The sequence below is a fragment of the Halosimplex yunnanense genome (assembly GCF_054504345.1).
Window position 1 is genome coordinate 79,707 of record NZ_JBTJEL010000036.1, and the last position, 24,420, is coordinate 104,126.

The 24,420-nt window shown below is 68.2% G+C and carries 20 protein-coding genes and 1 tRNA gene; 6 read left to right on the plus strand and 15 right to left on the minus strand.

Features of this window, described 5'->3' with window-relative positions:
* Positions 1-122: 122 nt before the first annotated feature.
* The gene (locus AB2U09_RS16530; RefSeq protein WP_459193837.1) at positions 123-920 is read right to left on the minus strand and encodes a molybdate ABC transporter permease subunit; all 798 of its coding nucleotides are present in this window, start codon (positions 918-920) and stop codon (positions 123-125) included.
* On the minus strand, positions 895-1,911 hold the full coding sequence (locus AB2U09_RS16535; RefSeq protein WP_459193838.1) for an extracellular solute-binding protein: 1,017 nt from the start codon (positions 1,909-1,911) through the stop codon (positions 895-897). The genes AB2U09_RS16530 and AB2U09_RS16535 overlap by 26 nt, the downstream gene beginning before the upstream one ends.
* 64 nt (positions 1,912-1,975) lie before the next feature.
* Here AB2U09_RS16535 and AB2U09_RS16540 point away from each other — a divergent pair, with 64 nt between their 5' ends.
* Positions 1,976-2,710: a TOBE domain-containing protein gene (locus AB2U09_RS16540; protein ID WP_459193839.1), complete on the plus strand. Its 735-nt coding sequence runs from the start codon at positions 1,976-1,978 to the stop codon at positions 2,708-2,710.
* Between the two features lie 21 nt (positions 2,711-2,731).
* Here AB2U09_RS16540 and AB2U09_RS16545 read toward each other — a convergent pair whose 3' ends face one another.
* Positions 2,732-3,163: a GNAT family N-acetyltransferase gene (locus AB2U09_RS16545; protein WP_459193840.1), complete on the minus strand. Its 432-nt coding sequence runs from the start codon at positions 3,161-3,163 to the stop codon at positions 2,732-2,734.
* Between the two features lie 87 nt (positions 3,164-3,250).
* Positions 3,251-4,741: an IMP dehydrogenase gene (guaB, locus tag AB2U09_RS16550; RefSeq protein WP_459193841.1), complete on the minus strand. Its 1,491-nt coding sequence runs from the start codon at positions 4,739-4,741 to the stop codon at positions 3,251-3,253.
* A gap of 395 nt (positions 4,742-5,136) precedes the next feature.
* Between guaB and AB2U09_RS16555 the strand changes: the two genes are divergently transcribed.
* The 3 genes from AB2U09_RS16555 to AB2U09_RS16565 all read left to right on the plus strand — a co-directional run bounded on the left by AB2U09_RS16555 (position 5,137) and on the right by AB2U09_RS16565 (position 6,928).
* On the plus strand, positions 5,137-6,033 hold the full coding sequence (locus AB2U09_RS16555) for a DUF5794 domain-containing protein (RefSeq protein WP_459193842.1): 897 nt from the start codon (positions 5,137-5,139) through the stop codon (positions 6,031-6,033).
* 421 nt (positions 6,034-6,454) lie between these two features.
* A complete protein-coding gene (locus tag AB2U09_RS16560; RefSeq protein ID WP_459193843.1) occupies positions 6,455-6,685 on the plus strand; it encodes a DUF5795 family protein in 231 nt (76 codons plus the stop codon).
* A 66-nt stretch (positions 6,686-6,751) separates the two neighbouring features.
* Positions 6,752-6,928 (plus strand) — tRNA-Trp (locus tag AB2U09_RS16565).
* Positions 6,929-7,183: 255 nt separating this feature from the next.
* On the opposite strand, the gene AB2U09_RS16570 is transcribed toward AB2U09_RS16565, so the two are convergent.
* From AB2U09_RS16570 to AB2U09_RS16600, 7 genes are all read right to left on the minus strand, one after another.
* Positions 7,184-7,885 carry a universal stress protein gene (locus AB2U09_RS16570; protein WP_459193844.1) on the minus strand — a complete coding sequence of 234 codons (702 nt, stop codon included), beginning with the start codon at positions 7,883-7,885 and terminating at the stop codon, positions 7,184-7,186.
* A gap of 84 nt (positions 7,886-7,969) precedes the next feature.
* Positions 7,970-8,836, minus strand: a complete 867-nt coding sequence (locus tag AB2U09_RS16575) for a DUF58 domain-containing protein (RefSeq protein ID WP_459193845.1) — start codon at positions 8,834-8,836, stop codon at positions 7,970-7,972.
* Between the two features lie 3 nt (positions 8,837-8,839).
* Positions 8,840-9,793, minus strand: a complete 954-nt coding sequence (locus AB2U09_RS16580) for an AAA family ATPase (RefSeq protein WP_459193846.1) — start codon at positions 9,791-9,793, stop codon at positions 8,840-8,842.
* A gap of 23 nt (positions 9,794-9,816) precedes the next feature.
* Positions 9,817-10,833 carry a DUF7502 family protein gene (locus tag AB2U09_RS16585; protein WP_459193847.1) on the minus strand — a complete coding sequence of 339 codons (1,017 nt, stop codon included), beginning with the start codon at positions 10,831-10,833 and terminating at the stop codon, positions 9,817-9,819.
* Entirely contained in the window at positions 10,830-11,600 is a 771-nt protein-coding gene (locus AB2U09_RS16590; protein WP_459193848.1) for a chromosome partitioning protein, read from the minus strand. Before AB2U09_RS16590 ends, AB2U09_RS16585 begins: the two co-directional genes overlap by 4 nt.
* Positions 11,597-13,963 (minus strand): VWA domain-containing protein, encoded by a 2,367-nt coding sequence (locus AB2U09_RS16595; protein WP_459193849.1) that lies wholly within the window; start codon positions 13,961-13,963, stop codon positions 11,597-11,599. Before AB2U09_RS16595 ends, AB2U09_RS16590 begins: the two co-directional genes overlap by 4 nt.
* Entirely contained in the window at positions 13,963-15,759 is a 1,797-nt protein-coding gene (locus AB2U09_RS16600; RefSeq protein WP_459193850.1) for a DUF7408 domain-containing protein, read from the minus strand. The genes AB2U09_RS16595 and AB2U09_RS16600 overlap by 1 nt, the downstream gene beginning before the upstream one ends.
* Positions 15,760-15,966: 207 nt before the next feature.
* On the opposite strand from AB2U09_RS16600, the gene AB2U09_RS16605 reads away from it, so the two are divergent.
* Both AB2U09_RS16605 and AB2U09_RS16610 read left to right on the plus strand, forming a co-directional pair.
* Entirely contained in the window at positions 15,967-16,233 is a 267-nt protein-coding gene (locus AB2U09_RS16605; protein WP_459193851.1) for a HalOD1 output domain-containing protein, read from the plus strand.
* 1 nt (position 16,234) lies between these two features.
* The gene (locus AB2U09_RS16610; protein ID WP_459193852.1) at positions 16,235-16,405 is read left to right on the plus strand and encodes a DUF7576 family protein; all 171 of its coding nucleotides are present in this window, start codon (positions 16,235-16,237) and stop codon (positions 16,403-16,405) included.
* 159 nt (positions 16,406-16,564) lie between these two features.
* On the opposite strand, the gene AB2U09_RS16615 is transcribed toward AB2U09_RS16610, so the two are convergent.
* The 4 genes from AB2U09_RS16615 to AB2U09_RS16630 all read right to left on the minus strand — a co-directional run bounded on the left by AB2U09_RS16615 (position 16,565) and on the right by AB2U09_RS16630 (position 24,345).
* The gene (locus AB2U09_RS16615) at positions 16,565-19,519 is read right to left on the minus strand and encodes an MEDS domain-containing protein (protein WP_459193853.1); all 2,955 of its coding nucleotides are present in this window, start codon (positions 19,517-19,519) and stop codon (positions 16,565-16,567) included.
* Positions 19,520-19,923: 404 nt separating this feature from the next.
* Positions 19,924-20,688: an aldo/keto reductase gene (locus AB2U09_RS16620; RefSeq protein ID WP_459193854.1), complete on the minus strand. Its 765-nt coding sequence runs from the start codon at positions 20,686-20,688 to the stop codon at positions 19,924-19,926.
* A 67-nt stretch (positions 20,689-20,755) separates the two neighbouring features.
* Complete coding sequence (locus AB2U09_RS16625; protein WP_459193855.1) at positions 20,756-21,805, minus strand: lamin tail domain-containing protein; 1,050 nt, start codon at positions 21,803-21,805, stop codon at positions 20,756-20,758.
* 578 nt (positions 21,806-22,383) lie between these two features.
* Positions 22,384-24,345, minus strand: a complete 1,962-nt coding sequence (locus tag AB2U09_RS16630; protein ID WP_459193856.1) for a glycoside hydrolase family 127 protein — start codon at positions 24,343-24,345, stop codon at positions 22,384-22,386.
* Positions 24,346-24,420 lie beyond the last annotated feature (75 nt).

Here is a 24,420-nt window from a genome sequence, read left to right on the forward strand (position 1 = left end):
TGGCGAGAAAGGTGGCTTGTCCGTGGAGGTGGCTCGTCCGTGGGGCCACGCCGTCGGTACGTCTCGCCGGTTCGATCCCCCGTTCGGAACACCGTGTTCCCGCTTCCGTGGTTCACCGACCATTACCTACCCGCACCGACCAGCGAGGACCCGCCGAGTAGATTGAGAGCGAGAAGCGCGCCCGAAGCGACGGCAACGAGAACGACGGCGACCGGGACGGCCGCGTCAAGGCCCCGTCCCTGGAAGGTCGCCCAGATCTGTACCGGAAGCGTGCGAGGGTAGTACGCGAGCATGAGCGTGGCGCCGAACTCCCCCGCAGCGCGAGCGAACGCCAGTGTCGCGCCGGCGAGAATCCCCCGCCAGGCCAGCGGGAGCGTCACGCGCCGCACGGTTCGCCAGCGCGAGACGCCCGCCGTCCAGGCGATCTCTTCGAGATGACGGTCGACTCCCTCGAACGCGCTCCGAGCCGAGAGGACGACGAACGGCGATGCGACGAACGTCTGCGCGAGGACGACGCCCGCGAGCGTCCCGTCGATGGACGCACCGATGAGTCCGCCGAGCCCATTGGGCCCGAAGGCGCTCAACAGCACCATCCCGCTGACGACCGGGGGCAGGACCAGCGGGAAGGCGACGACGGCGGTCACCAGCGTCCGCCCGCGGAACTCCGCACGGGCGAGCCAGTAGGCGAGCGGTAGCCCGAACGCGAGTGCGATCGCCGTGCTCGCGGTCGCCGAGACGAGCGTGTTCCGCGCCGCCGAGACGACGAACGGTTCGCCCAGCGAAGCGAGAATGCTCGCCGGTGACCGCGCGACGAGCAACCAGCCGACGGGCAGCGCGTAGAGGGCGAGCAACACCGCGCCGACCAGCAGCGCGGCGACCTCCCACGACGAGCGGTCACGGGCGATGGACACGAGGGACATCACCACTGTAGTGAGGATAGCTCTCGGGGACGGTGAAGCCGTGAGAATCGAGGTAGTCGCCACCGCCGAGGGTGTCAAACGTCTCGACCACGCGGTCGGCGCCACGCCGGGCGACTGCCGCGTACTCGACCGGTGCACCACGGACCGTCTCGCCGCTCGGCAGGTCGTAGTCCACTTCGGCGTACGCCTCCGCGCGTTCGGGATCACTCAGGTCGACGGCCGCGGGGAGTTCGACGTAGTCGTAGCCGCGGTCGACGGCCATGCTCCGGTAGACGACCGCCGCGTCGATGTCACCGGTCTCGAATCTGGAGAGCAGGGAGGTCTCCGGGTACACCTGTCGCGGTTCGACGATCTCATCGCGCAAGCCGGGTCGGTCGTAGTACTCCCCGGCGAGTTCCAGCGCGAACAGCGTCCGGTAGCCCAGCGGGTCCAGGTCGGGATCGGTCCGGCCGAGCGTCGCGTCGCCGGAGAGAACCGGATCGAACCAGCGGTCGGCCTCGGCGACGCGGCGGCCGCCCGCGCTCCCCTCGTCGTAGGCGACCACGAGCGCGTTCGTCGCGAATGCGGCGTGCCAGTCTGTGGCGAGCGGGCCGTCGAACAGCGCGGGGTCGGCGAGTGCGACGATATCGGGGTCGCGGTCGCCGCGGGCGACCAGCCGCGCGGCCGTGACCGACCCGTGGGATTCGACCCGGATCGGCAGGTCGGTGGCCTCCTGTAGCCCTTCGGAGAACGCGAGCTGGAGGCTCCCAGCGGCGAGGACGGAGACAGGGTCGCTGTCTCCGCCTCCGTGGCTTGCGCCGACCCCGGCGACGCTCCCGGGGGTTCCGACGCAGCCACCGAACGCGGAAACGAGCCCAGCCCCACCAGCCCCTCCTGCGGCGGTCAGGAATCCGCGGCGGGTGATGCCCGACGCCCCGTCCCCCGCGCGGGAGCGGCCACTTCTGGTCCGGTGACCGTCCGGCCGGTCGCTCTCCGACCGTTGTGTCGGCATAGACATATCGACGTTATGTCGGACGAGACATAACGATTTTGGTGACACCGCTTCACCCGACTGTATGGACGCGGGGTTCGAGGCGCACTTGCGGGTCGGCGAGGAGACGTTCGACCGCCGGGATGCAGCGCTGCTGCACGCCGTCGCGGAACACGGCTCGCTCAATGCGGCGGCATCGGCTCTCGGTCGGTCGTATTCGCGCGCGCACGCTCGGATCGGCGACCTCGAAGACGCGGCCGGGCCGCTCGTCGAGCGCGAGCGCGGGGGACGCAAAGGCGGGGGAAGCCGACTGACGGACGGCGCTCGTGAGTTGCTCGCCAGGTTCGAGCGCCTGCAGGCCGCGCTGGCAGGGACCGCCGCGACCGAGCGACTCGTACTCGACGGTCAGGTCATCGAGCGCGACGGCGACCTCGCGACCGTCGAGACGGAGGCCGGGACCGTTCGGGCGCTGGCGCTCACTGACGCCGACGGCGTACAGGTCTCATTTCGCTCCGACGCCGTGACGCTCCACGATCCCGAGAGCGCGCCCGAAGGCGGCGAGACGAGTGCCCGCAACCGTTTCGCCGGGGAAGTCACCGCCGTCGAACGCGGCGATGGAACGGCGCTCGTGCGTATCGACGTCGGCGCCACGGATCCGCTCGCCGTTCGCGTGACCGAGACGAGTCTCGACGCGCTCGGACTGGAACCCGGAACGCCGGTCCGCGCGTCGTTCAAGGCCACGGCGACGCGGGCGACGGCCGCACCCGGGGCCGCCGCAGCCAGTCGAACAGGAGATGGCGGCCCGCCAGCCGACCGCTAAAGTAGCCGACTCACCGCCGATTCAGAGGGATTTCTCCATCTCGACGTGCTCGATACCGGCTTCTTCGAACACGTCGCTCGTCGTCCGGTAATCCAGACCCCGGTAGAACTCCTCGACGTGGGTCTGGGCGTGCATGGCGAGTCGGTCGATCCCACGGTCCGCGGCCGTCTCCTCGAGCGTTCGCATCAGTTCGCGGCCGATTCCCTCGTCGCGGCGGTCGGCGACGACGGCAACGCGCTCGACCTTGCCGACACCGGACTCGACCTCGCGCAGCCGGGCTGCGCCGACCGGGTCCCCGCCGTCGGTGGCGACGAAGTGGGTCGCACCGTCGTCCTTTCCGTCCATCTCGATGTCCTCGGGGACGCCCTGTTCTTCGATGAAGACCTCGCGCCGAACCGACAGCGCGGCCTCCCGGTCGCTCTCGGACTCGGCGACGCGAACGTCGACACTCATGACCGTAGGGTCGTGATTGAGCGCCCCTGAGAATTTCGGTCGAACGGGCGAGGACCGGTGGAAGTTCGCGGACGAGAGAAACGCCGCTTACGAGCCGTCGGGGCTGTAGTTCGGGGCTTCGTCCGTGATGACGACGTCGTGGGGGTGGCCTTCCTGCTGGCCGGCTTGCGAGACCTTCACGAACTCGGCGCGTTCCTTGAATTCGGGGATCGTCTCGGCGCCGACGTAGCCCATGCCCGACTTCATGCCGCCGACGAGCTGGTGGAGTTCGCTCGCCAGCGTCCCCTTGTAGGGGGTGGCCGCCTCGACGCCTTCGGGGATCATCTCGTCTTCCTCGTCCTCGTCGACGTCCTTCAGGTAGCGGTCGCCGCCACCGGACTGCATCGCTCCGACGGAACCCATGCCGCGGTACTGCTTGTACTTCTTACCGTTCATGGTGACGACGCGACCCGGCGCCTCGTCGGTGCCCGCGAAGTACGAGCCGAGCATAACAGCGTCGGCGCCCGCGGCGATGGCCTTGATGGCGTCGCCGGAGTAGCGGATTCCCCCGTCGGCGATGACTGGCACGTCGTGCTGGCTCGCCACGTCGGCGACCTGTGCCACGGCGGTGATCTGGGGCATGCCGGCGCCGGTGACGACGCGGGTCGTACAGATGGAGCCGGGGCCGATCCCGACCTTGATGCCGTCGGCGAAGTCGACGACGGCCTCGGCTGCCTCGCGGGTGCCGACGTTGCCGACGACCACGTCGGCGTCGACTTCCTCGGTGATCTCGCGGGCGCTCTCGATGACGTTCATGTTGTGCGCGTGCGCGCAGTCGATGAATAGCACGTCGGCGCCGGCCTCGTCGGCGGCCTGGGCGCGCTCGGCCTCGAAGGGACCGACAGCGACGCCGGCGCGGAGCGCGCCGTCCTCGTCGCGGGCCGCAGCGTCGTACTCACGGCGCTGGAGGATGCCCTGCATCGTGATGAGCCCGATGAGGCGGTCGTCGTCGTCGACGATGGGGACGCGCTCGATCTTGTGCTCGTACATGAGTTCGAGCGCCTCGCGGGGGGTGACGTCCTCGGGGGCGGTGATGACCTCGTCGGTCATCGCCTCGCGCACCTCGTCGGACTCGCCGACTTCGAGGTACGGGCGGATGTCGGTACCCGAGATGATGCCGAGGACCTCGTCGTCCTCGCTGACGACGGGCGCGCCGGAGACGCCGGCGCGGGCCATCAGCTCGTCGACCTCTCGCACCGTCTGATCGGGCGAGGCTGTCACCACGTCGCGGATGATGAGTTCGTCGGCGCGCTTGACGCGCTCGATCTCGGCGACCATCTCCTCGACGTCCATGTTGCGGTGCATGACGCCAAGCCCGCCCTCGCGGGCCATCGCGATGGCCATGTCGCTCTCGGTGACGGTGTCCATCGCCGCCGAGAGAACGGGCACTTGCAGCTGGACGTTCTTCGAGACGTGTGTCGCCGTGTCGGCGTCGTCGGGTTCCACCCGGCTCTCCTTGGGGCGGAGGAGCACGTCGTCGAACGTCAGCGCCTCCGGTACGCGGAGTTTCTCCGAGAAAGGTTCGGGATCGTTCGCCATGTAAACCGTCGCCGCCGCCCGCCCAAAAACGTTGCGAGACGCCCGCTCCGTGCCAGCCGTTCCCGAGATCCCCTCCCATCGATCCGCCCCGTCACGACGCGTGTGGCCGATTCTCACGCAATTCTTATACTCGGTACGATAATAATGACAGATATGCACTCCGCCAGTCCCGCCGCTGCTGGCATCGGCCAGAAGACCCACCGCGACGCCCGAGCCGTCGCGTTCACAGCTTCTGCCGACTTCTTCAAACGGGACTTCGCGGAGACACCCGCCTCGGAATCCGGCGCAAACCGGGGGCAATCCGACGCGAACTCGGTACAGTTCGTCGCCCGCCGGAGACCGTATCGGGGGTCGGGATATCCGTTGGCCGCGGGAGACGGCCATCGCTGAGTGGCATGAGTAGCTCTCAGCACCCGGTCGCACTCGCCGTCGAGCGACAGGTCGGCGGCGCGACGCGACTCCTCGCGACCATCATGTGTCTCCCGCTGGTCGACGGCATCTTCCCGGCGCTCGTCCTCGCGGGCGCACTCGACGACCCCGTTGGCATCCTCGAGGTCGGCCTGCTCATCTTCGGTGGGAGCGCTACCGTCGCTGTCGTCCTCGCCGAGCTGGACGGCAGTCGCCGCGAGCAGGCGACGGCCATCCTCGCGGTCGGTGCCGTGTTGATCCCCGTCGCCGCCGTCGAGGCGGCGCTCGCGCCGACTATCCGCGACGCGCTCTCGATGGCCGTCTTCGAGCGCTTCGCCGGCCTCGTCATCCTCGCCGTCGCCGCGAAGACCGCGAGCGCTCGCATCGGCGAGTACCTCCCGCGGCCCGCAGTCGTCATCACCCTCGGCCTCGTCGCGAGTTTCGACCCGAGCGGCGTCGCGCTGACGGTGACGACCGACCTCGAACTGGTCGCTCGGGCGGTCGCCGCTGCCGGCGTCGGTGTCGGCTTCGCGCTCCTCGTGGCCCTGCTCGGTCCGCAACTCCGTGCCGTCGTCGACATCGACCGCTTCCGCTTCGGCAGCGCGGTCGCACTCGGCGTGCTCCCGCTGTCGATCTTCGGCCTCGTCCCCGGCGATGCGCCCATCGCGCTCGCCGTCCTCGGCGTGACCGCCCTGTTCGCCTTCGACCCCTCCGGCGACCGCGAGTACGACGCGGTCCCGGAGGAGCTGGCCAACGGGACCGTCGCGGACAGTGGCGACTCTGAGGTTGTGGACGGCGCTGAAGCGGACGAAGCGGACGAATCCGTCCCCAGTCGCGTCTCGGACTACGTCACCACCGACGACGAACGCGCACCGTGGATGTGAGTGAGTGGGATAGAAGCGTATAACGCGAACCGCACCGCTACAGACCTCATCGAGAACAGCGTGAAAGCCCCCGCTTGCTCCGGTCGAGGAGCTCGCTGCGCGCTTCGCTCACTTCGTTCGCTCCAGTGCTTACGTCGCTCGTCTTCCCGGAGCGAGCGGCCCCTTTCATTCCTACCCGCACAGACGGACCGATCAGCCGACACGGGTGGGAATGAAAGGGGCGGCCGTCTCGACGAACCCGGACGACGTAAGCACCACAGGGAATGGAACGACCGAGGAGCGCAGCAAGGCCCGGGAGTCGAGACGGTCGGGGCTTTCACGCTGTTTGCTGTGCTGTCTGTTTTCGTTCCGACTCCTGCAGCAATCACGTCTCCTAGCCGCGAGTGGAAGGGCTTACGGGCGGGCGTGGCTATGCAACGGTATGGCAGACAATCGCGTCGTGCAGGGGCGGATGGTCACGCCCAAGCGGCTGGCGGAACTCATCGAGGGCGAATCGGTCATGGACGCCGAGGCCATCCAGGACGCCGACCGGGAGTGTCCCGACTGTGGCGGCAACGTCCTGTCGGTCGGCTACATGCCCGGCGTCACGTCGTTCGTGACCGGCTACAAGTGCCAGGACTGCGACTGGTCCGAGATCGACGACGAGGACTGATCCGGCCCGCGATCGGCAGAGACCGAAACCCCTTTAGTGGGATTGGGCATACCGATGCATGCAGGCGGGGTCGTGGCCAAGTCCGGCATGGCGACTGACTCCAGAGGCAACGGCGCCCGGGACGAGACTCCAGACTGATATACTGAACGGCCGGCTGATCACCGACCGTGTGATGACCCTCTGGAGTTCCGAGGCGCTACCGGAGATATCAGTCGATCGGGGGTTCAAATCCCTCCGACCCCATTCCTCGCGTTTACCGCCTCTAATAGCTGCGCACAGCGGTTCACGACACGATATTGTTCGGCGACAACCGCCACCCAGAAATCGAGGGACCGATCTCGTCGGGAATTGATCCCCCGAACGACGCAAACCAGTCGGTTCGCAGTGGTCGTTCTACTTCCAGATCGAGAACTCTGCGTCGCAACAATCAGGGGGCGGTCACAGGGTACGACCGCCGCAACGGCAGCTATCTCGGCAACGGACAGTTCGATCGATAACTCACTTCAGGACGACGACGACGGGGTGATCGGTCTTGTCGGCGATTATCTCGTAGGTCTTGCCGAAGACGCGGTCCTGGCCGGGGTCTTCGGTCTCGCCCATGATGATCAGGTCGTAGTCTCGGGCGGCATTGCTGATCGCCAGCGCCGGGTCGTCGTCGACGACGACCTCCGTCTCGGTCCGCACTTCGGGGTAGTCCTCGTCGACGAGATGCTCTCGCGCTCGCGCGAGGAGTTGCTCGCCGGCTTCGACGTCGTCCTCGTTCTCGGCGACGTGCAGGAGCTTCGTGTGGATGATCTCCTCGGGGTTCAGCGTCCCGACGAAGTTCGCGATCGGTTCGGCGAACTCCTCGTCCCGGATCGGGACGATCACGCGCCCGAGGGTCGTGATCGGGTTCGGGACGAGGACGGCGTCGAAATCGCGCTCCCTGGCGAGCTCCGTCGGATTGTCGGGGATATCCGTGCCGATCGCGAGTTCGACTTCGGCCGTTTCGCCCGTCTTGACGAACTCGTTGGCGAGGGAGTACAGCGTGTTGTAGGCCTCGATCTCTTTGCGGTGGCGCTCGTCGTCGTCGACGTCGTCGGGGAGGTCGTAGATCCCGAACAGGGTCACCTCGCAGGTGGAGAACCCGCTGATGAACGTCGACGGGAGGGGCTCGGGGTCGGGAAATTCGATAGGGATCAGCAATCGTTGCGGACTCATACTGTGATCGCTCGCGGATACGTGACCATCGGTCAAAAGACCCAGTGAAACGGAAATTGCGCTGGGAAACAAAACTCGCGCCGATCACCCTAACCAGACGCTGGCGAAGGAATCGAAGTAGTCGTCGCCCGTATCCACGAGCACGTGGTCGGCGCCCAGCCCCGTCACCCGCTGTTTTACTTCGTCGACGTGGGCGTCCAGCCGCGACTGATACGACTCAACGAGCGACTGGCTGAAATACGAGCGGCGGGTCGTATCGGTTTCGGGGTCCGCGAACAGCGCGTCCCCGACGATGTCGGGATCGCGCTCCTCGGGGGCCATCACCCGCACCAGTAACACGTCCACGTCGTTGCGCGCCAGCGCGGAGATGCCGGATTCGATGGCCTCGGGATCGCCCAGGCAGTCGGTCAGGACGACGACGAGCGAGCGCGAGCGGATCCGGTCTGCGTAGGCCGACAGCACCGTCTCGAAGTCGACCTGCCCCTCCAGTTCGAGCCCGTTCACCTGGTCGATGAGCGCCAGCACTTCCCCGCGGTTCGACCGGCCGGTGTCGAGTCGGTCAGCGCGCTCGGCCATCGTCGAGAACCGGAAGTCGTTGTGCTCCTCGGCGGTGAGATAGCAGAAGCCGAGGCCGATCTTGGCGGCGTACTCGAACTTGTGGGCGTCGTCGTCGCCGTAGTCCATCGACGCCGACGCGTCGAGCAGGACGTGGACCGTGAGGTTCCGCTCCTCCTCGAACTGCTTGATGTAGTACTCCTCGGTGCGGGCGAACAGCTTCCAGTCGACGAGTCGGGTGTCGTCGCCGGGGGAGTAGCGGCGGTAGTCGCTGAAGGTGAGCCCCTCGCCGACGCGAGGCGACTCCTGTTCGCCCTGGCGGAGCGCGGCGGTCTCCCGGTCGAGCGCCGCGTCGAAGCGGTCGAGTTCGTCGAGGAAGTCTGGGTAGATCGTCACGGCTCAGAGGATCGACTCGATGACGTCGTCGGGGGTCTGTCCGTCGCGCTCGGCGCGGAAGTCGAGGATGATGCGGTGGCGGAGGACGGGCGCGGCCAGCGCCTCGATGTCGTCCTCGGAGACGTGGTTGCGCCCGTGGAGGAACGCGCGGGCCTTCGAGGCGACGACGAGCGCCATGCTCGCGCGCGGGCTCGCGCCGAACTCGATCGCCTCGGTCTCGCGGGTCGCGCGGACGAGTTCGATGGCCCGGTCGCGCAGGTCCTCGGCGATAGGGATCTCGCGGACGAGGTCCTGCACTTCGCGGATCTCCGCCCGCGTCAGCGTCTGCTCGACGGGGACCTGCCGCTGGCCGCTCGTGTACAGGTCGACGATGTCCCGCTCCTCGGCCTGCTCGGGGTAGTCGACGAGGAGTTTGAGCATGAAGCGGTCCGTCTGGGCCTCGGGGAGGGCGTAGGTGCCGCCCTGGTCGATGGGGTTCTGCGTCGCGAGGACGAAGAAGGGCTCGGGGAGCGAGTAGGTCTCGCCGCCGGCGGTGACCTGGCGCTCCTGCATCGCCTCCAGCAGGGCAGCCTGGGTCTTCGGCGTCGCGCGGTTGATCTCGTCGGCGAGCACGACGTTCGCGAAGATCGGTCCCTTCTCGAAGACGAACTCCCGGCCGTCCTCGGTCTCGCGGATGATCTCCGTGCCGGTGATGTCCGAGGGCATCAGGTCGGGCGTGTTCTGGACCCGCGAAAAGGACAGGTCGGTCACCTCCGCGACGGTCCGGACCATGGTGGTCTTGCCGAGCCCGGGGTTCGATTCGAGGAGCGCGTTGCCGTCGGCGAGGATGCACACGAACAGCTGCTCGAGTACCTCGCTCTGGCCGACGATGCGTTTGCCGACCTCCTCGCGGGCGGTCGCGACTTTCGTCTGCAGGGACTCCACTCGGTCGTCGTCGATTTCGGGTTCGTCTTGCATGGGTGTAAGGATGGTCTGGAACGTCAGCCCGACTGTCCGCCGCTGTCTCCGTCGCTCGACTCGTCGTCGCTCGTTCGCTCGCGGTCCTGATCGCGGATCCGGCGGTTGTACTCCCGAACGAGGTCGGCGTCGTCGACCTGGTCCGGGGACGCGAACTCGGCCTGCTGACTGTCGGAACTCCCGGATCCGTCCCCGTTTCCGCCGCTTTGTTGCCGATCCGGGAACGTGCGATCGTCGTCCACGTCGCGACCACCTCCGGTGGATTCGATCTCGGCGGTCTGGTTCTTGTCGCCGGCGGAGACCTCCTCGCGGTCGCCAAGGACGTGCTCGCCGTCCCGCAGTCCGGTGTAGTTCTGGGACGCTTCCGGCGCGTCGTCGCCGGTCGGTTCGGCCCGATCGAGCAGCGCGACGTCGACGACCGCGACCTGAACGGTCGCGATGCTCAGCGCGGCGATGACGACCGCGACGGCGCCGAGTCGGCCGACGTTCACCAGCTCGAGGGAGGAACTCCGGCGCAAGTCCGCGAGCACCTCCGCGTAGAGCCGGCGGGCCATCCGCGAGTCGGCGTCGGCCTCCACGGCGTCGCGGGCCGTCCTGAGCTTCTCCGCGACCTGCGGGTTGACGGCCTCGAACTGTTCGACCAGCGGCTTCCGGACGCGCAGCCAGACGACGAGCGCCAGCGTTGCCAGTCCCGCGACCGTCGCGACTGCCGCCGATCCTGGGACGCCCGCCCGCTCGATCCCGCTACCCAGTGCATCGCCGAGCGGCTCGGCCAGCGCAGCCGGCAGGACGAACCGCGCCGGGAGCACAGTCGGTTCGAGGACAGCGAGGAGCAGGTTCGCGGCCAGGAAGACCGCGGTCGCGTCGACGACGCCGGTGACGAGGGCCGCCTTCCAGCCCTCACGGCGGATCTCCGTGACCGCCGCGGCCATCTGCTCGCGGGTGTCGTCCGAATCGGTCCGGGACTCGTCCCCGGCACCGGCCTCACCGCTGGCCTCGACATCGTCCTCGGCGCCACGGTCCGTTCGGTCGTCCGTCATCCGTACCCCTCGCAGGTCGTCTCGTTCTGGTTTTTCGGCTGGGAGCAGAGGGTATCCAGGTCCGATTCGAGGTCGTCGATCTCGGAGTTTCGATCAGAGAGATCTTGCTGGAGTTCGCTCACCTCGTCTTGGAGGCTGTCGATCTCGTCGTCTTTCCGGTCGACCTCGTTTTCGAGATCGCTGACGTTCGACTCGAGGTTCTCGATCCGGTCGTCGCGGTCGGCGAGCTTAGTTTCGAGATCATCGATCTCGGCTTGGGCGTCCTCCAGGTCGGCTTCGAGCGTATCGACTCTGGAGCGAAGGTCGGAGATCGTCGAGTCGAGTTGGTTTCGCTGCTCGCGGAGATCCGCGGCCTGGTCCCGGAGTTCGTCGCGCTGGGCTTCGAGTTCCTCGACCCGGCTTTCGAGTCTGCTGACGTTCCCGCGGGCGTTCTCCAGTTGCTCGCGGGTCCGGAGCAGTTCCTCCTGGGTCGAGTTCAGCCGGCGCTCCGTTCGGTTGAGCTCCCCGGCGACCTGGTCGACGTCCTCGGTCCGCGTGTTCAGCTTCGCCCGGGTCTCGTTGAGCTGCTCGCGGGTCTGGACGAGCCGGGTCCGGGTCTCGTTGAGTCGTTCGGTCAGCCCGTCGTTCTCCGTCCGGAGGTCGTCGTTGTTGTCTCTGAGCTGCTGGGCCGAGTCCTGGTAGAACACCGTCGCTCCCGCGGCGCCGGCGACCGTCAGGAGGACCAGTGCGACGAGCCCCAGACTGATGTTACGACCGACTGCACTCATGGGAGACCACTCGTGAGGGACGTCCGTCCGCGGTACACTTGAACTCGCCGGAGGATCACTTCCGTTGAGAAGACGACGAACGCGCCGAGCAGCGCGAGCCATCCCCAGGTGTCGCGGACGGACCGGACGCGCGTGGACTGCTCGCGGGCGAGTCTGGCGATCTCGGCTCCCTCGTCGGGGCCGAATTCGCGCCCGCCGGTCATGTCGACCAGCCGCTCCAGTCGCGGCTCGACTCCCAGCCGGGCGTATTCGAGCGGATAGTTCACCGCGTAGGTCGTGTCGAGGAGACTTTGATAGCCCGCTTCCCGGGGGACGAACTCACCGTGGTAGACGCCGTCGCCGATCCGCTGGAAGCTGACGTTTTCGACGGTCGGGCGCTCGTCGCCGCGGTAGGTGAGCGTCGCCGTGGCGCCGACGCGGGCATCGCTGACGTCGGTCACGCCCTCGCGGCTGCGACCGGGGTCCCCGATGGCGTAGTTGACGGACTTTGTCACCACGAGCGAGTCCGGGCGGTCAAGCAGGTCGCCGAGGGTGCCGTCCCCGTCGTAGGCGGTGATCGAGACGGCGCGGCCGAGGCCGAACCGCCAGGAGGCGATGGCTGGCGTCCCGTCGGCGGTCGCGACCTGGTAGTCGGCGCCGGCCTTGACGGCCACCTCGTTGGCTTTCGAGGGGTTCGCGGTCAGCGTCACGCCCGAGGTGATGAACGTGTTCTGTTTCACGATGGTGAGGTTCTGGCCGCGGAACTGCCGGGAGGCGCCGCCGAACAGCAGGCGGAGCCGGCTCGTCTCGTTGGCGCCGAAGTAGGACCCACCGCCCGCCCGAGCGATGCGCCGGAGGTTGCCCGCGTTGACGCGGTCGCCCGCTCCGACGGTGATCACGCGAACGCCCTCGCGATTGAGCTGGTTGGCGACCGCGGCGGGGCGGTCGGGATCGTCGACGCCGTCGCTCAGGAGGATGACCGTTCCGGGGTTGTTCCCGAGCATGTCGTTCGCCCCGAGCAGGCCGTTGGCGATGTCGGTCCCGCCGCGGGTGGTTTCGAGGCGACGGATCCGCTCGCCGATCTCCTCGCGCACGTCGCCGAGCTGCTGGCGGTCGGCGATCCGGTAGGCCTCCCCGCCGAACGCGACGACGCCGACCTGGTTGCGGTCGCCGAGCTGGTCCAGTACGTCGAGCGCGATGCCCTTCTGGGTACCCAGCCCCTCCTCGGCGCTGCCGGAGATGTCGACCAGCATGACGATGTTCGTCCGGCCGCCGGTGGCGTTGCCCATCCGGACCGGGAGCATGGAGGCGATCGGCGACTCGTCGTAGCCGCCCTGCTGGTAGGCGTTGTCGCCGCCGACGGTGACGAGTCCCCCGCCGTCGATGACGTGCTCCTGCAGCGCGCTGACGTTACCCAGCTGGGTGGCGGGCGTGTCCTGGACGACCACGGCCGAGTAGTCGTCCAGATCGGAGGGGACCGCCGTCGCGTTCGTCACGTTGTACAGCGACCCGAGGTAGCTCTGCAGCGGGTACTCGCCGCCGGAGACGTACAGCACGTCGGGCTTTTCGACCACCCGAATATCGTGGTAGGCGACGTCGTTCCGCTGGTAGCGGTCCTCGCCCTCGACCGTGGCGGTCACCCGGTGGTCGCCGACGTCCTCGAAGGTGTGGTTGACTACGATGCTCTCGCCCGCGGCGATCGAATCCTCGCGGACCGTCTCGCCGTCGATCTCGACGCTTATCGTCACGGGGTCGTCGGCCTCGACGCCGGACAGCGAAACGACGTACTCCGTCGAGAGACCGACGCTCGCGGTGGTGGGACCTCCGATCGAGACGGCGCGTTCGGTCCGCTCGGGCGAGAATTCGACCGCGCTCACGGTCGCGTTGAGTCGCTGCGCGTCCTCCGCGACGGCCGCGAGGCTCCGCCCGTCGGTGACCTGACCGTCGGAGGCGACGACGACGGTGCCGTTCTCCCGGAGGTTCGCGGCGATGCCGTCGCCGATCCGCGAGTCGCTCCCGCTGGCGACGGTCGCCGTCGTGACCGGGACGCCGGCGCCCTCGATGCCGTCGACCAGATCGTCGGTCGCGTTCGGGAAGACGCCCATGCTCGCCGACTCGTCGGTCAGCAGCGTCACGCGGGGCTCGCCCGGCGTCTCGCGCGTCTGGACCGTGTACGGCCCCATCGCGCCGACGACGAGAAGGACGACCACGAGGACGCGACTCGCGAACAGCAGCCGACGGCTCCGCGGCGAGGCCGAGCGCGGCCCTCCCTCCCCGCGGAAGATCAGGTACGCAAGCAGCGCCACGGCGACGGGGATCGCTGCGGCCGGCCAGAGGTGCTCGACGCCGACCGTCAGGTCGCCGAACGTGTGGGAGACCTCCATCACAGCTCACCCCGCCGGCGGAGATACCCGATCTCGAGGACGACCACGAGCAGGGCCGCGATGGCGGCGTACTCGGTGACGCGCTGGGGGACCGTCCTGGTCTCCTCGCGGGTCACGTTCCCACCGGGGCTCGGTCGCTCGCTCAGCGGCGCGACGTTCACGCTGGATTCCCCTTCGTCCAGCAGCGCCGCGCTCCGGACGCGGCCGTCGGTGCTGTAGACGCCCACGTCCCGTAGCGTGAGGGTCGGGCCGGCAAGACGGCCGGACGGCCCCTCGATCTGCTCGGCGCCGAACTGCACCGTCTCGCCGGTCTCGCGGTTGAGCGAATCGAGCGGTTCGCGGCCGGCGAGGTGGAAGATCGCCCGCTTCCAGAACACCGGGTACTGGTAGTTGTACTTGAAGCTCGACCGCTCCTCGATGTAGCCGTAGTAGAGCAGGCGGCCGCCGTCGCGCTCGTCGGTCGCGAGCAGCGGCGTGCCGTCGCGCAACTCGACGAGCGCCTGCCCCGAGCGCAGCGACCCAGTCAGGTACTCGTCGGGCGGCTGGAAGTCGATGTCCGCGGTCAGGTCCGTGTCGGCCGTCGAGCGGATAGTCGGCGACGACCCGATCTCCCCGTCGGGTTCGATCAGGAGGAGGTCGCTCAACCTGTCCGGCATCTCTTCTTGCGCCTGGACGGCGACGCCGCCCCCCTCGGCGATGGCCGTCCGGCCGGCCTCGACGTTGCCGGGCAGCAGCGAGTCCTCGTCGACGTTGCTGTAGATGATCACGTCGTACTCGTCCTCGACGGTGGTCGGCGGGTTGTCCACGGTCAGGTCGACCTGCTCGAGCAGGGACAGCGCCGTCGTCAGGTAGCGGTTCCGATCGTTCGTCAGGACCAGCACGTCGACGGTCGGGTCCTCGGGCGCGGCGATGGGGACGACGTCGTCGATTGCGAAGTCGTCACCGGGCGAGAGCCGCGCTTCGGAGGTGCCCGCTGGGACCGGGAAGGTGACGGTCCCGACGTCGCCCGCGGCGAGTTCGATTTCCCGGGTTCGGTCGCCGAGGCTGACCGTCCGCGTCGTCGTCTCGTCGCCGAAGTTCTGTACCGAGAGGGTCACCTCGGACTGGCCGAACCGTCGGTCGACGATGCCGACGTTGTCCCCTCCGCCGCCCGCGAACTGCCGGAGGGAGACGCTGCGGTCGCGGGCGCGCAACTCGGTGACGGCGTCGCGCCACTCGTCGCCGGCGAAGTCGCTGAGGACCACGACGCGGACGCCCTCGTCGGCGAGCGAGCTCGCCTGCGCGACGGCGCCGCGCAGGTCACCCGGCGCCGCCGTCGGCTCCAGCCGTTCGAGCGTTTCGCGGGCAGCGCTGGGCGGCCCGCGACGGAGCGCGACCTGCCCGCCGCCGCTCGTGGTGACGATGGACGTTCGCGTCGTCACCTCCTCGTCGGCGGCCCCCAGCGCACGCGCGAGCCGCGTCTGTCCGTCGTCGGTCGTCGCCATGCTCGCGCTCGTGTCGACGACGAGCACCGTCTCCTCCACGGCGGCGCGCTCCTCGACGGGGACGTACGGCGCCGCCAGCGATCCCGCGAGCAACAGGACCGCGAGGATCTGGACGAGCAAGAGGAGGCTCCGGGAGATCCGTTCGAACAGCGGGGTCGTCGCCCGCTGGCGCTGTTCGTCGGCCACGAAGCGGAAGGTGGGGAGTTCAACTTCGTCCGGGTCGGGCCTGATGAGATACAGGATCACGATCGGGATCGTGACCAGGGCGGCCGCTAACCCGAGGGGTGCGAGAAACACGTCGGAGAGGGCCATTCGTGTAGCCGAGTCGCACGGGGTACCTATTGGTCTTGTGCCGGCGCGCTCCCGTCGGGGGATCGGTACCGCGGCCGGCGACCCAGTCGCACCCCATCGTCGGCGACGCTGTGACGGGCCCCTTCTAGACTGATAGCCCCCCGTTCGCGCCGACGCTTTACATCGAGATAGAAGTCATTAGGGGGAATACCGCCTGGGTAGTAGTAGATGAAACAGTCACCCATCGAAACGCGAGTCACGTACCAGATCGACGACGACCAGTCCGCGAGCGAAGCCGTCATCGACGCGATCGCCGAGCAGGCTGGCGTCGGCGTCCTCGATCTCTCCGTTCCGCTCTACGACGCCGTCGACCCGGACGCGCTCGACGCGTTCTACCGGGCTTCGGAGGGCGAGGCCTCGGCGAGCGTCTCCTTCTCCTACTACGGGTACGACGTCGAAGTGTCCGGGAACGGCGACCTGGTACTCGACGAGTAAGATGGCGTCCGCTGCCGACCGGGAGACGTTCGACGTTTGCGGCCACTGCGGCGACCGACTCGCGGGCCCGGAGTGGTACCCCGCGACCACGCGCGTCGGCACCGACGGCGAGGTACTCGTCGTCTCTTTTTGCGACGACGGCTGTCTGGCCGCCTGGGAAGCCGCTCGCTGATCCCGGTTTATCGGCTCGGCCCGCGATTCGGTCCGTAATTCAGTCCGCGATTTCACTCCCGACGCTGCCCGCGAGAACGACAGAGAGTTCCAGCGCCAGGTAGCGGCTTTTCGGTCCGACAGTTTCTCGGCCCGGAATCTGGTCAGTCGAGCGGCCGGCTCACTCCTCGACCATGCCGGCCTCGAAGAGTTCCCGGCAGAGTTTCCGCTGGGCGGCGCGGGCGTGCGTGTTGAAGGTCGGCTGGGAGATGCCCATCGACTCGGCGATCTCGCTGCCGGTCTGGCCGCGCGGCTTGTCGAAGTACCCGCCGAAGTAGGCCGTCTGGAGCGCCTCGAGCTGGCGGTCGGTCAGTTGCTCGGTGAGCGTCGCGCGGAACTCCGCCGGCGTCCGTCGCGGTCGCTCCTCGCTGCGCTGGGCGACCAGTTCGGAGTCGGGGTAGTTGCCGACGAACATCTCGACGAACGCCCGGATGTCGGCGTCGGCCGCCACTTCGACGACGGCCGTCGCCGCGCCGTCCTCGACGGTCACGGTCCGCGGGCGACCGCCGTGTCGCCGGACGGTCTCGCAGAGACTCTCCTCGGAGAGGGCGGCCTCGAACAGACAGACCGGGACGCCGTCGTCGTCGTACTCGGAGACGACCGACAGTTCGGTCGTCGCCAGGTCGGGCGCGAACGCCAGGACGTCTTCGGCCTCGACGCCGCGGGCAGACATGAACACCCGGAGTTGCCCGTCGGTGGAGGGGACGACGCCCTCGAGCGACAGGTCACAGCCCGTCTCCCGGGCGAGTTCGACGATTTCGAGGCGGTCGTCCTCGACGCGGAACTCCAGTTCGGTCACTTCGTCGCTGACGAGCGCTTTCTTGCTCTCGACGGCGTTGATGGCGTAGGCGATGGTGTCGCCCAGTTCCGCGAGCACGGAGCGTTCGAGCTCGTCGAACACGCCGGGCTGGTTGGCGTAGACGTTGAGGACGCCGTAGAGCACGTCGCCGTAGACGAGCGGCAGGGCGATGGACGCGTGATAGCCGCGGTTGAGCGCAGCCTCCCGCCACGGCTCGAAGGCCGGGTCGTCGAGGATGTTGTTGACGACCTGCGGTTCGTGCGTGTCGACGGCCGTCCCCGAGGGGCCGCGACCGGTGATGCTCTCGTCGGCGGTGATGGTCGCCTCGTCGAGATACCCCTTTTCGGCACCGGCCCACTCGCGGGGCGTGATCTCGTCGGAGACCGTGTCGTGGTCGCCGAACCACGCCAGTTCGTAGGGGCCGACGTCGGCCAGCTGGTCGCAGACGACCGACTCGATCTCCTCGCGGGAGGACGCCTGCACGAGCGCCTGTCCGATGCTGCGGATGGTGTCGTTGATGCGGTTGAGCCGCGAGAGCGACTCGTTCTGGTCCTCCAGCGTCTCCTCGCGCTCCTGGAGCAGTTGCTCGCGGTCGGCGCGGCTGTACGCCGTCTCGACGGTCGCGGCCATCGTCTGGACGAAGTCGAGTTCGGCGTCGCAGAACCCGCTTGGCGACTCGGTCGCGGTGACGAACAGGCCGTGGGGACCGAGCGGGATCGCGGCGAGTTGCGCGACGTCGTCGCCCGCCCCGGAGACGGACCCGACGTCCCTGACGATCCGCCCCTCGCTACCAGTGAACGCCTGCCAGAGCGGGCCGGACGGCGTCTCGCTCAGCGCCGCCGTCGGGAGTTCGTCCGCGGCGCGGCCGGTCTCCTCGGCGGTCACCAGTTCGCCGCTGGTCCTGTCGTAGCGGACCAGCGCCGTGACCGGGAGTCCGAGCGCCTCCTCGGCGTGTTCGACCGTCAACTGGTCGATCTCGGCGTGGGTCTCGGCGTCCATCAGGTCGCGGCTCATGTCGTTGAGCGCGCTCAGCTGGGCCTGCCGGTGCTCGCGTTCGAGTTCGTAGCTCACCCACTGGCCGGTCAGTTCGAGGAACGTGCGCTCGGCCTTCGAGAAGGGCTCGGCGCGGGCTTCCTGCGAGCCGAAACAGAGCGTGCCGTACTGCTCGTCGCCGACGATCACCGGCGTCCCGATGTAACTGTCGAGGCCGTACGTCTCGTAGGCCGTCGGGCTGATCCGACCCTGCTCGCCGGCGTTCGTGACCTCGACCAGTCGCTCGCTCTCGACGACTTCCCGGCAGTAGGTCCCCGAGAGGTCGGCCGCCCTCCCGGGCTGGATCAGTTCGTGAGTGCCGACGGCGTCGACGATCTCGAAGCGCTCGCCGGTGACGTGGGCGAGGAATCCGATGTCGAGGCCGAAGTACTCGCGGCCGAGGTCGAGAAACCGTCGGAGCTTCGCCTCGAAGTCGATGTCGGCCCGGGAGATGATCTCCTGTTGGGCGCGCAGCGACTCGTTTTGGTCCTCCAGCGACGCTTTCGCCTGTGCGCGCTCCCGGAGCGTCCCCAGCATCCGGTCGACCTCCCGACCGGGGCGGGCGGGTCCGAAGAACTCCTCGGGGGGCGTGTAGTAGAAGTTGTTGCAGACGGTGGAGTCGTAGATGAGGTGGGGGTGGACGCGGACGATGTCGACGAGCGCGTCCGGGGGGAACCGCTCGCGGTTGTACTGGCACAGCGCGATAGCGGCCTCCTCCGCGAAGATGTCGTTCATCCGGCTCTCGTAGGCCATGAATTCCTCGATCGGCACGTCGTTCTCGAGAATCCAGTCCGTCTCGGCGACGATCCGCAGCCCCTCGTACTCCGCGGTGGCCGAGTCGATGGCGTTCTGGTAGACGGTCGACATCGCCTCGGGGTCGAAGGAACCGGCAGCGAGATACGTGTCACGGACGGTCGCGAAGACCAGCGCGCCGGAGGCGAGCGCGGCGTCGACGTCGATCCCGCGCTCGCGCATCGCCGCCTCGACCCGTTCGAACGAGCGCTCGTCGCCGACGTACATGCATTTCTCGCCCCGTTCGAGTCCCTGACGCAGGAACGGGACCGCGGCGGCGTACTGCTCGTCCTCGCCCTCGTAGACGAGCGCGAAGTGGTCGTTGGCGTGGTCGTGGCCGTCCATCGGCTCGATCGGCCCGCGGAACTCCGGGCTCTGCCTGAGCGCCTCGACCCCGCTCTCCAGATCGATCGGCGGTCGCTGCTCGCCGTCGGTGCGCGGTTCCAGACTCATCGCGCGTGGCTCACTCCGCGTCCTCCCGAGTGCGTTCGCCCCCCGCCGGCGCGCTCGATTCCGGACCGATCCGATCGAAGGTGTATCTGCTGTTTCATGATGATCGAGGAATCCGGGGATCAACCCCAGTTCTGTCGTTGCTGCTAGGAGTCCATTATCCTGTATAAGGGACACGATTACTGAGTGACAATACGTGCCACGTCCGGGTGAGCTACGCCCGGCATGCCGTCTGGTTAGCTGTGAGTGGCATCGGCGTAGTTACCAGGTAGCCCTCCGCGTCGGGTGGGCCGCGTGCCCCGCGCTCTCCTGTGGCAGTAACTCACACTGTCGTCATCCGGCGGCCGCTCCGATCGCTCGGGAGATTCCGGTCGCCCGGGCCAGCGATCACACGAGCGCCGGCCCGGTCACTCCGGGAACAGTTCCCGCTCGCGATCGATGTCGGTGATGCGGTCGACGTCCTCGGGGTCGAGATCCAGCTGTCGGGCCGCGAAGTTGGCTTCGAGGTGCTCGACCGAGGAGGCCTTGGGGATCGTCACGACGCCGTCGTGCGAGAGCACCCACGCGATGGCGACCGCGGCCGGCGAGGTGTCGTGTTTCTCCGCGACGTCCTGCAGGACGGGGTCGTCGAACGCGTCGCCGCCGATCAGCGGCGAGTAGGCCACCAGCGGGTAGCCGTGTGCCTGCGCGTCGGCGAGCAGTTCGCGGTCGCCGTAGTAGGGGTGGAACTCGACCTGGTGGGCCGCGATCGGTGATTCGAGCACCTCGCGCGCCCGGTCGAGTTGCTCCGGTTCGAAGTTCGAGAGGCCGACGTTGCGGGCGAGTCCCTCCTCGCGCAATTCGTCGAGCGCGGGCAGCGTCGTCTCCGGGTCGTAGTCGCCGCGCGGCCGGTGGACGTACAGCAGGTCGACGGCGTCGAGGCCGAGTCGGTCGAGTGCCGCTTCGGTGGCCGGTCGCACGTCTCCGGGTGCCAGCGAGTCGATCCACAGTTTCGTCGCGACGGTTAGCTCCTCCCGCGGCACTTCGCTCGCGACGATACCCTCGCCGACGACCGACTCGTTGTCGTAGACCTTCGCCGTGTCGAGGTGGCGATAGCCCACGTCGATAGCCTGCTCGATCGTTGCGGGATCGGCGATGCCCATCGTTCCGAGGCCGACCGGTGGGAGATCCATACCCGTTGATACGCCGCCAGTCAGTTGGGGCTGCCGGTCGACCCACTCAGTACGCGGTCGAACCCACTCAGTACGCGTATCGGAGGACCGTCTCGCCGTCGCGCTCGACCACCACGACGTCGCCGCCGTTGTTCCAGACCGCCGAGTCGCTGCCCCAGTAGAGCGTGTCGGCGGTGTCCTCGCCCGCGCCCGTGCGAAGCGTGACCGTCTCTCCGGAGTCGAGCGCGAACCCGTCGGGGAACGCGTAGCTGTGGCCGCCTTCGTCGCGAACGACCCAGCCACCGAGCGAGAGCGGCGTGTCGGCGTCGTTGCCGAAGACCACGTACTCGTCGTCGAGGTTCTCGTGGTCGTTGCCCGCCGCGTCCTCGTGCACCCGCTCGACGGTGAGGCCGCTGTCGGAAGTCGCGAGCGGCGCGTCGGCACCGTCGGCGTCGCTCCCGTCCGAGTCGTCACGGACGGTCGACCCGTCCGAGACAGCCGACCCGTCAGTGTCTGGATCGCGGCAGCGCCAGAGGCCGCGCCGGTCGTCCTGCGCGTCGGACTCGGCGGCGTAGTAGCTGTCCGAGCGCGCGAACGTGCTGTCGTAGACGCGGGCGTGACCCGTCGCCACCAGCCGTTCGTTGAAGTCGACTCCTTCGGCCGGTCCGCTGGTGGCCGCCACGCTGTCCGCGGGCGCGTCGACGTGGACGTACGCGAGCAGCCGGTCGTAGCGGTCGCGCCGGTCGGCGCCCGGGTCGACGACGAGCGTCACGCGCTCCCCGGACAGCCACTCGCGGGCGAAGGCGCTGGCGTTCTCGCCGGCCGCTTCGAGACAGGCCGCCCCCGACTCGTCGTTCGGCACCCCCTCGTACTCCGCGGGGTCGTTGTCGGCGTGGACCTCGGGCGTGTCGACTCCGAGCAACCGCACGGTGTCGACGGACCCGTTTTCGTAGCGCACGTCGACGGTGTCGCCGTCGACCACCTCCACGACAGTTGCGGCCGTCCCGTTCGCCACGTCCGGCGCCGCTGCGGTCGGATTGTCGGTGCTCTCGCCGACGTCCACGCTGAACCCGGCACAGCCGCTCAGAACCGCGAGCGCCGCGAGCGCGACGACCGCCGCGAACCGCCGTCCGTCCATACGTCGCGGTTCGTCGCTAGCAGTATGAGCGTTGGCCTCTCGTCATGGCGATGGTCGTGTGCTCGCTAGGAGTGATTCCGTTCGTACTCAACGATGAGCGTTGAAAGCCCTCGGCCCGCTCGCTAGCAGGAATCGCGACTGCAGGGAACGGCAGGTGATGAAAGCCCTCGGCGCGCTAGCTGACGAACCGACCGCAAGATACAGTGGGAGTTGAAAGCCCTCGACGCGCTCGCGGTCGCTGTCTCCGAAAATCGGAGATTTTCGGGATGACGAGAGAGCTTCGCTCTCTCGAACCAAGCGAGATATCCGCGCTCTCCGCACCGCCCGCGCGGATAGTGCCCGCTCAGGCGACTACAGTGAACGCGAGCCCGTCTCGCCCTTTCAGTCCGCCAGGAAACAGCGCCGCAGACAGCCACACCCTCCCCAGCCGATTGCGATGCTCGCAGGCTGCGCTTCTCATCCCTCGCACGACTATTTCGAGCGGCCCGCCACGAGGCGGGCACGCTCGACAGCGCGCGCCACCGCACCTCGATTATCGCGTCTCTGTATCGAAGCGATCGAGAATCGAGAGCCGGGAGTTACTCGGATTCGAGCCAGACGCGCATCTGGCCGGGATCGCGGTTCGCCCAGGCGTAGTACGGGACCGCGGTGAACGACTCGCTGAGGCGGTCGGTCTCCGCTGCCGGACGGTAGAGCGCGTCGGCCCAGTCGTCCTGATCGGGCACGCGAGCCTCGCCTTCCAGGATCGTAACTCCGCCGAGGAGGTCGGATTCGTGCGAGGCCTCGATCGCTGCGTCCTCCGGGACCGCGTAGTGGGAGAGCGGCCGGTCGTGGTCGGCGCCTTCGAGACAGTAGACGATCGGGCCGCGCCGGAGCGCGACGTTCCCGCTGGCGGCGTCGACCGCGGGATGGGCCACCAGCTGTTCGGGGGCCATCCCGAAGGTGACGGTGAGTTCGTCGCCGTCCGCCCACTCTCGGTCGACCTCGACGTAGCCGTCCTCGGGGTCGACAGTATGCGACTCGCCTGCTACCGTCGCCGTCACGTCGGTACACCACTCGGGGACGCGGACGCGGAGGGAGAACTCGGTCGGTTCAGCCGCCTCGACAGTCAGTGTCACGTCGCCGGACCACGGGAGATCGGACTCCTGTCGCAGCCGGACGTCCGTGTCGTCGACGGTGAGCGCGGCCTCGCTTCCGACGAACTGGTTGACGTAGACGGCTGGCTCGTCGGTCGCGCGGGCGTAGATGTAGCGCCCGAGCGAGGCGATCAGGCGGGCGGCGTTCGGCGGACAGCACGCGCAGTCGAACCAGCCCTGTCGCTGGTTGGAGAACCGGTCGGGATTCTCGTCGGCGAGGGCGTGCCCGTCCGGACCGACCTCGAGAGGGTTGGCGTAGAAGAACTCGGTCGCGTCCAGGGACAGCCCGGCGAGGAATCCGTTGTAGAGCGTGTGCTCGACGAGTTCGGGATACTGCACGTCGCCGGAGAGCTGGAACATCCGGTGGTTCCAGAAGACGCTCCCGACCGCGGCGCACGTCTCGGCGTAGGAGGTCCTGTTCGGGAGGTCGTAGTCCTCGGTGAACCGCTCGCCGTGGTGGGTGGATCCGATCCCGCCAGTGACGTACATCCGGCGTTCGGTCATGTTCCGCCAGAGGGTCTGTAACTGGTCGTACAGTTCGCTATCGCCGGTCTCGAGGACGATGTCGGCGGCGGCAGCGAAGTAGTACATCGCGCGGACCGAGTGCCCCTCGACGGTGTCCTGCTCCCGGATCGGCGCGTGGTCCTGCGCGTACGTCCCGTCGTACCCGTCGTCGCCGAAGAGGCCGTCCTCGATGGCCTCCCACATCTCTTCGTCCCCTGCCCGGTCCGCGGTGTCCTCGAACTCGTACTCGAGCGCGTGGCCGCGTCCCTCCACGAAGAACGACGCGAGGTCGAGGTACCGCTCCTCGCCGGTGACCCGGTAGAGCCGCACGAGTGCGAGTTCGATCTCTTCGTGACCGGGGACGCCCTGACGTCCATCGGGGCCGAACACGTCGTCGATCAGGTCGGCGAACGCCTGTGCGACTTCGAGGAGCGACTCGTCGCCCGTCGCGCGGTGGTGGGCGACGGCGGCCTCGATGAGGTGGCCGGCGCAGTAGAGTTCGTGGCCGAGCGAGAGGTTCGTCCACCGCCTGTCCGGGTACTCGATCGCGATCCACGTGTTGAGGTACCCGTCCTCCGTCTGGGCGGCTTCGATAAGCGAGATCACCTCGTCGACGCGCTCCTCGAGCGCCGGGTCGTCGGTGGCCGTGAGCACGTAGCTGGCCGCCTCGATCCATTTGTAGGCGTCGGTGTCGGCGAACCAGAACCCCTCGAACTCGCCGTCGGCGTCGCCGGCGGCGATCCGGAAGTTGTCGAGGCACCCGCTGTCCTCGAGTTGCTCGTACTGGTAGTCCAACATCCGCTCGCGGACCCGCTCGACGTAGTGATTCCAGAACCCGTCGTCGACGGTCACGTCGTCGAGACCCAGCGGCTCCGCGTGTGCCGTCTGTTGCCGGACCATACGGCTACCGGCGTGTGGCCGTCACATAAGCGATTGGGTACCCCACCGATACGACGCCGGTCGATCCGACGACAG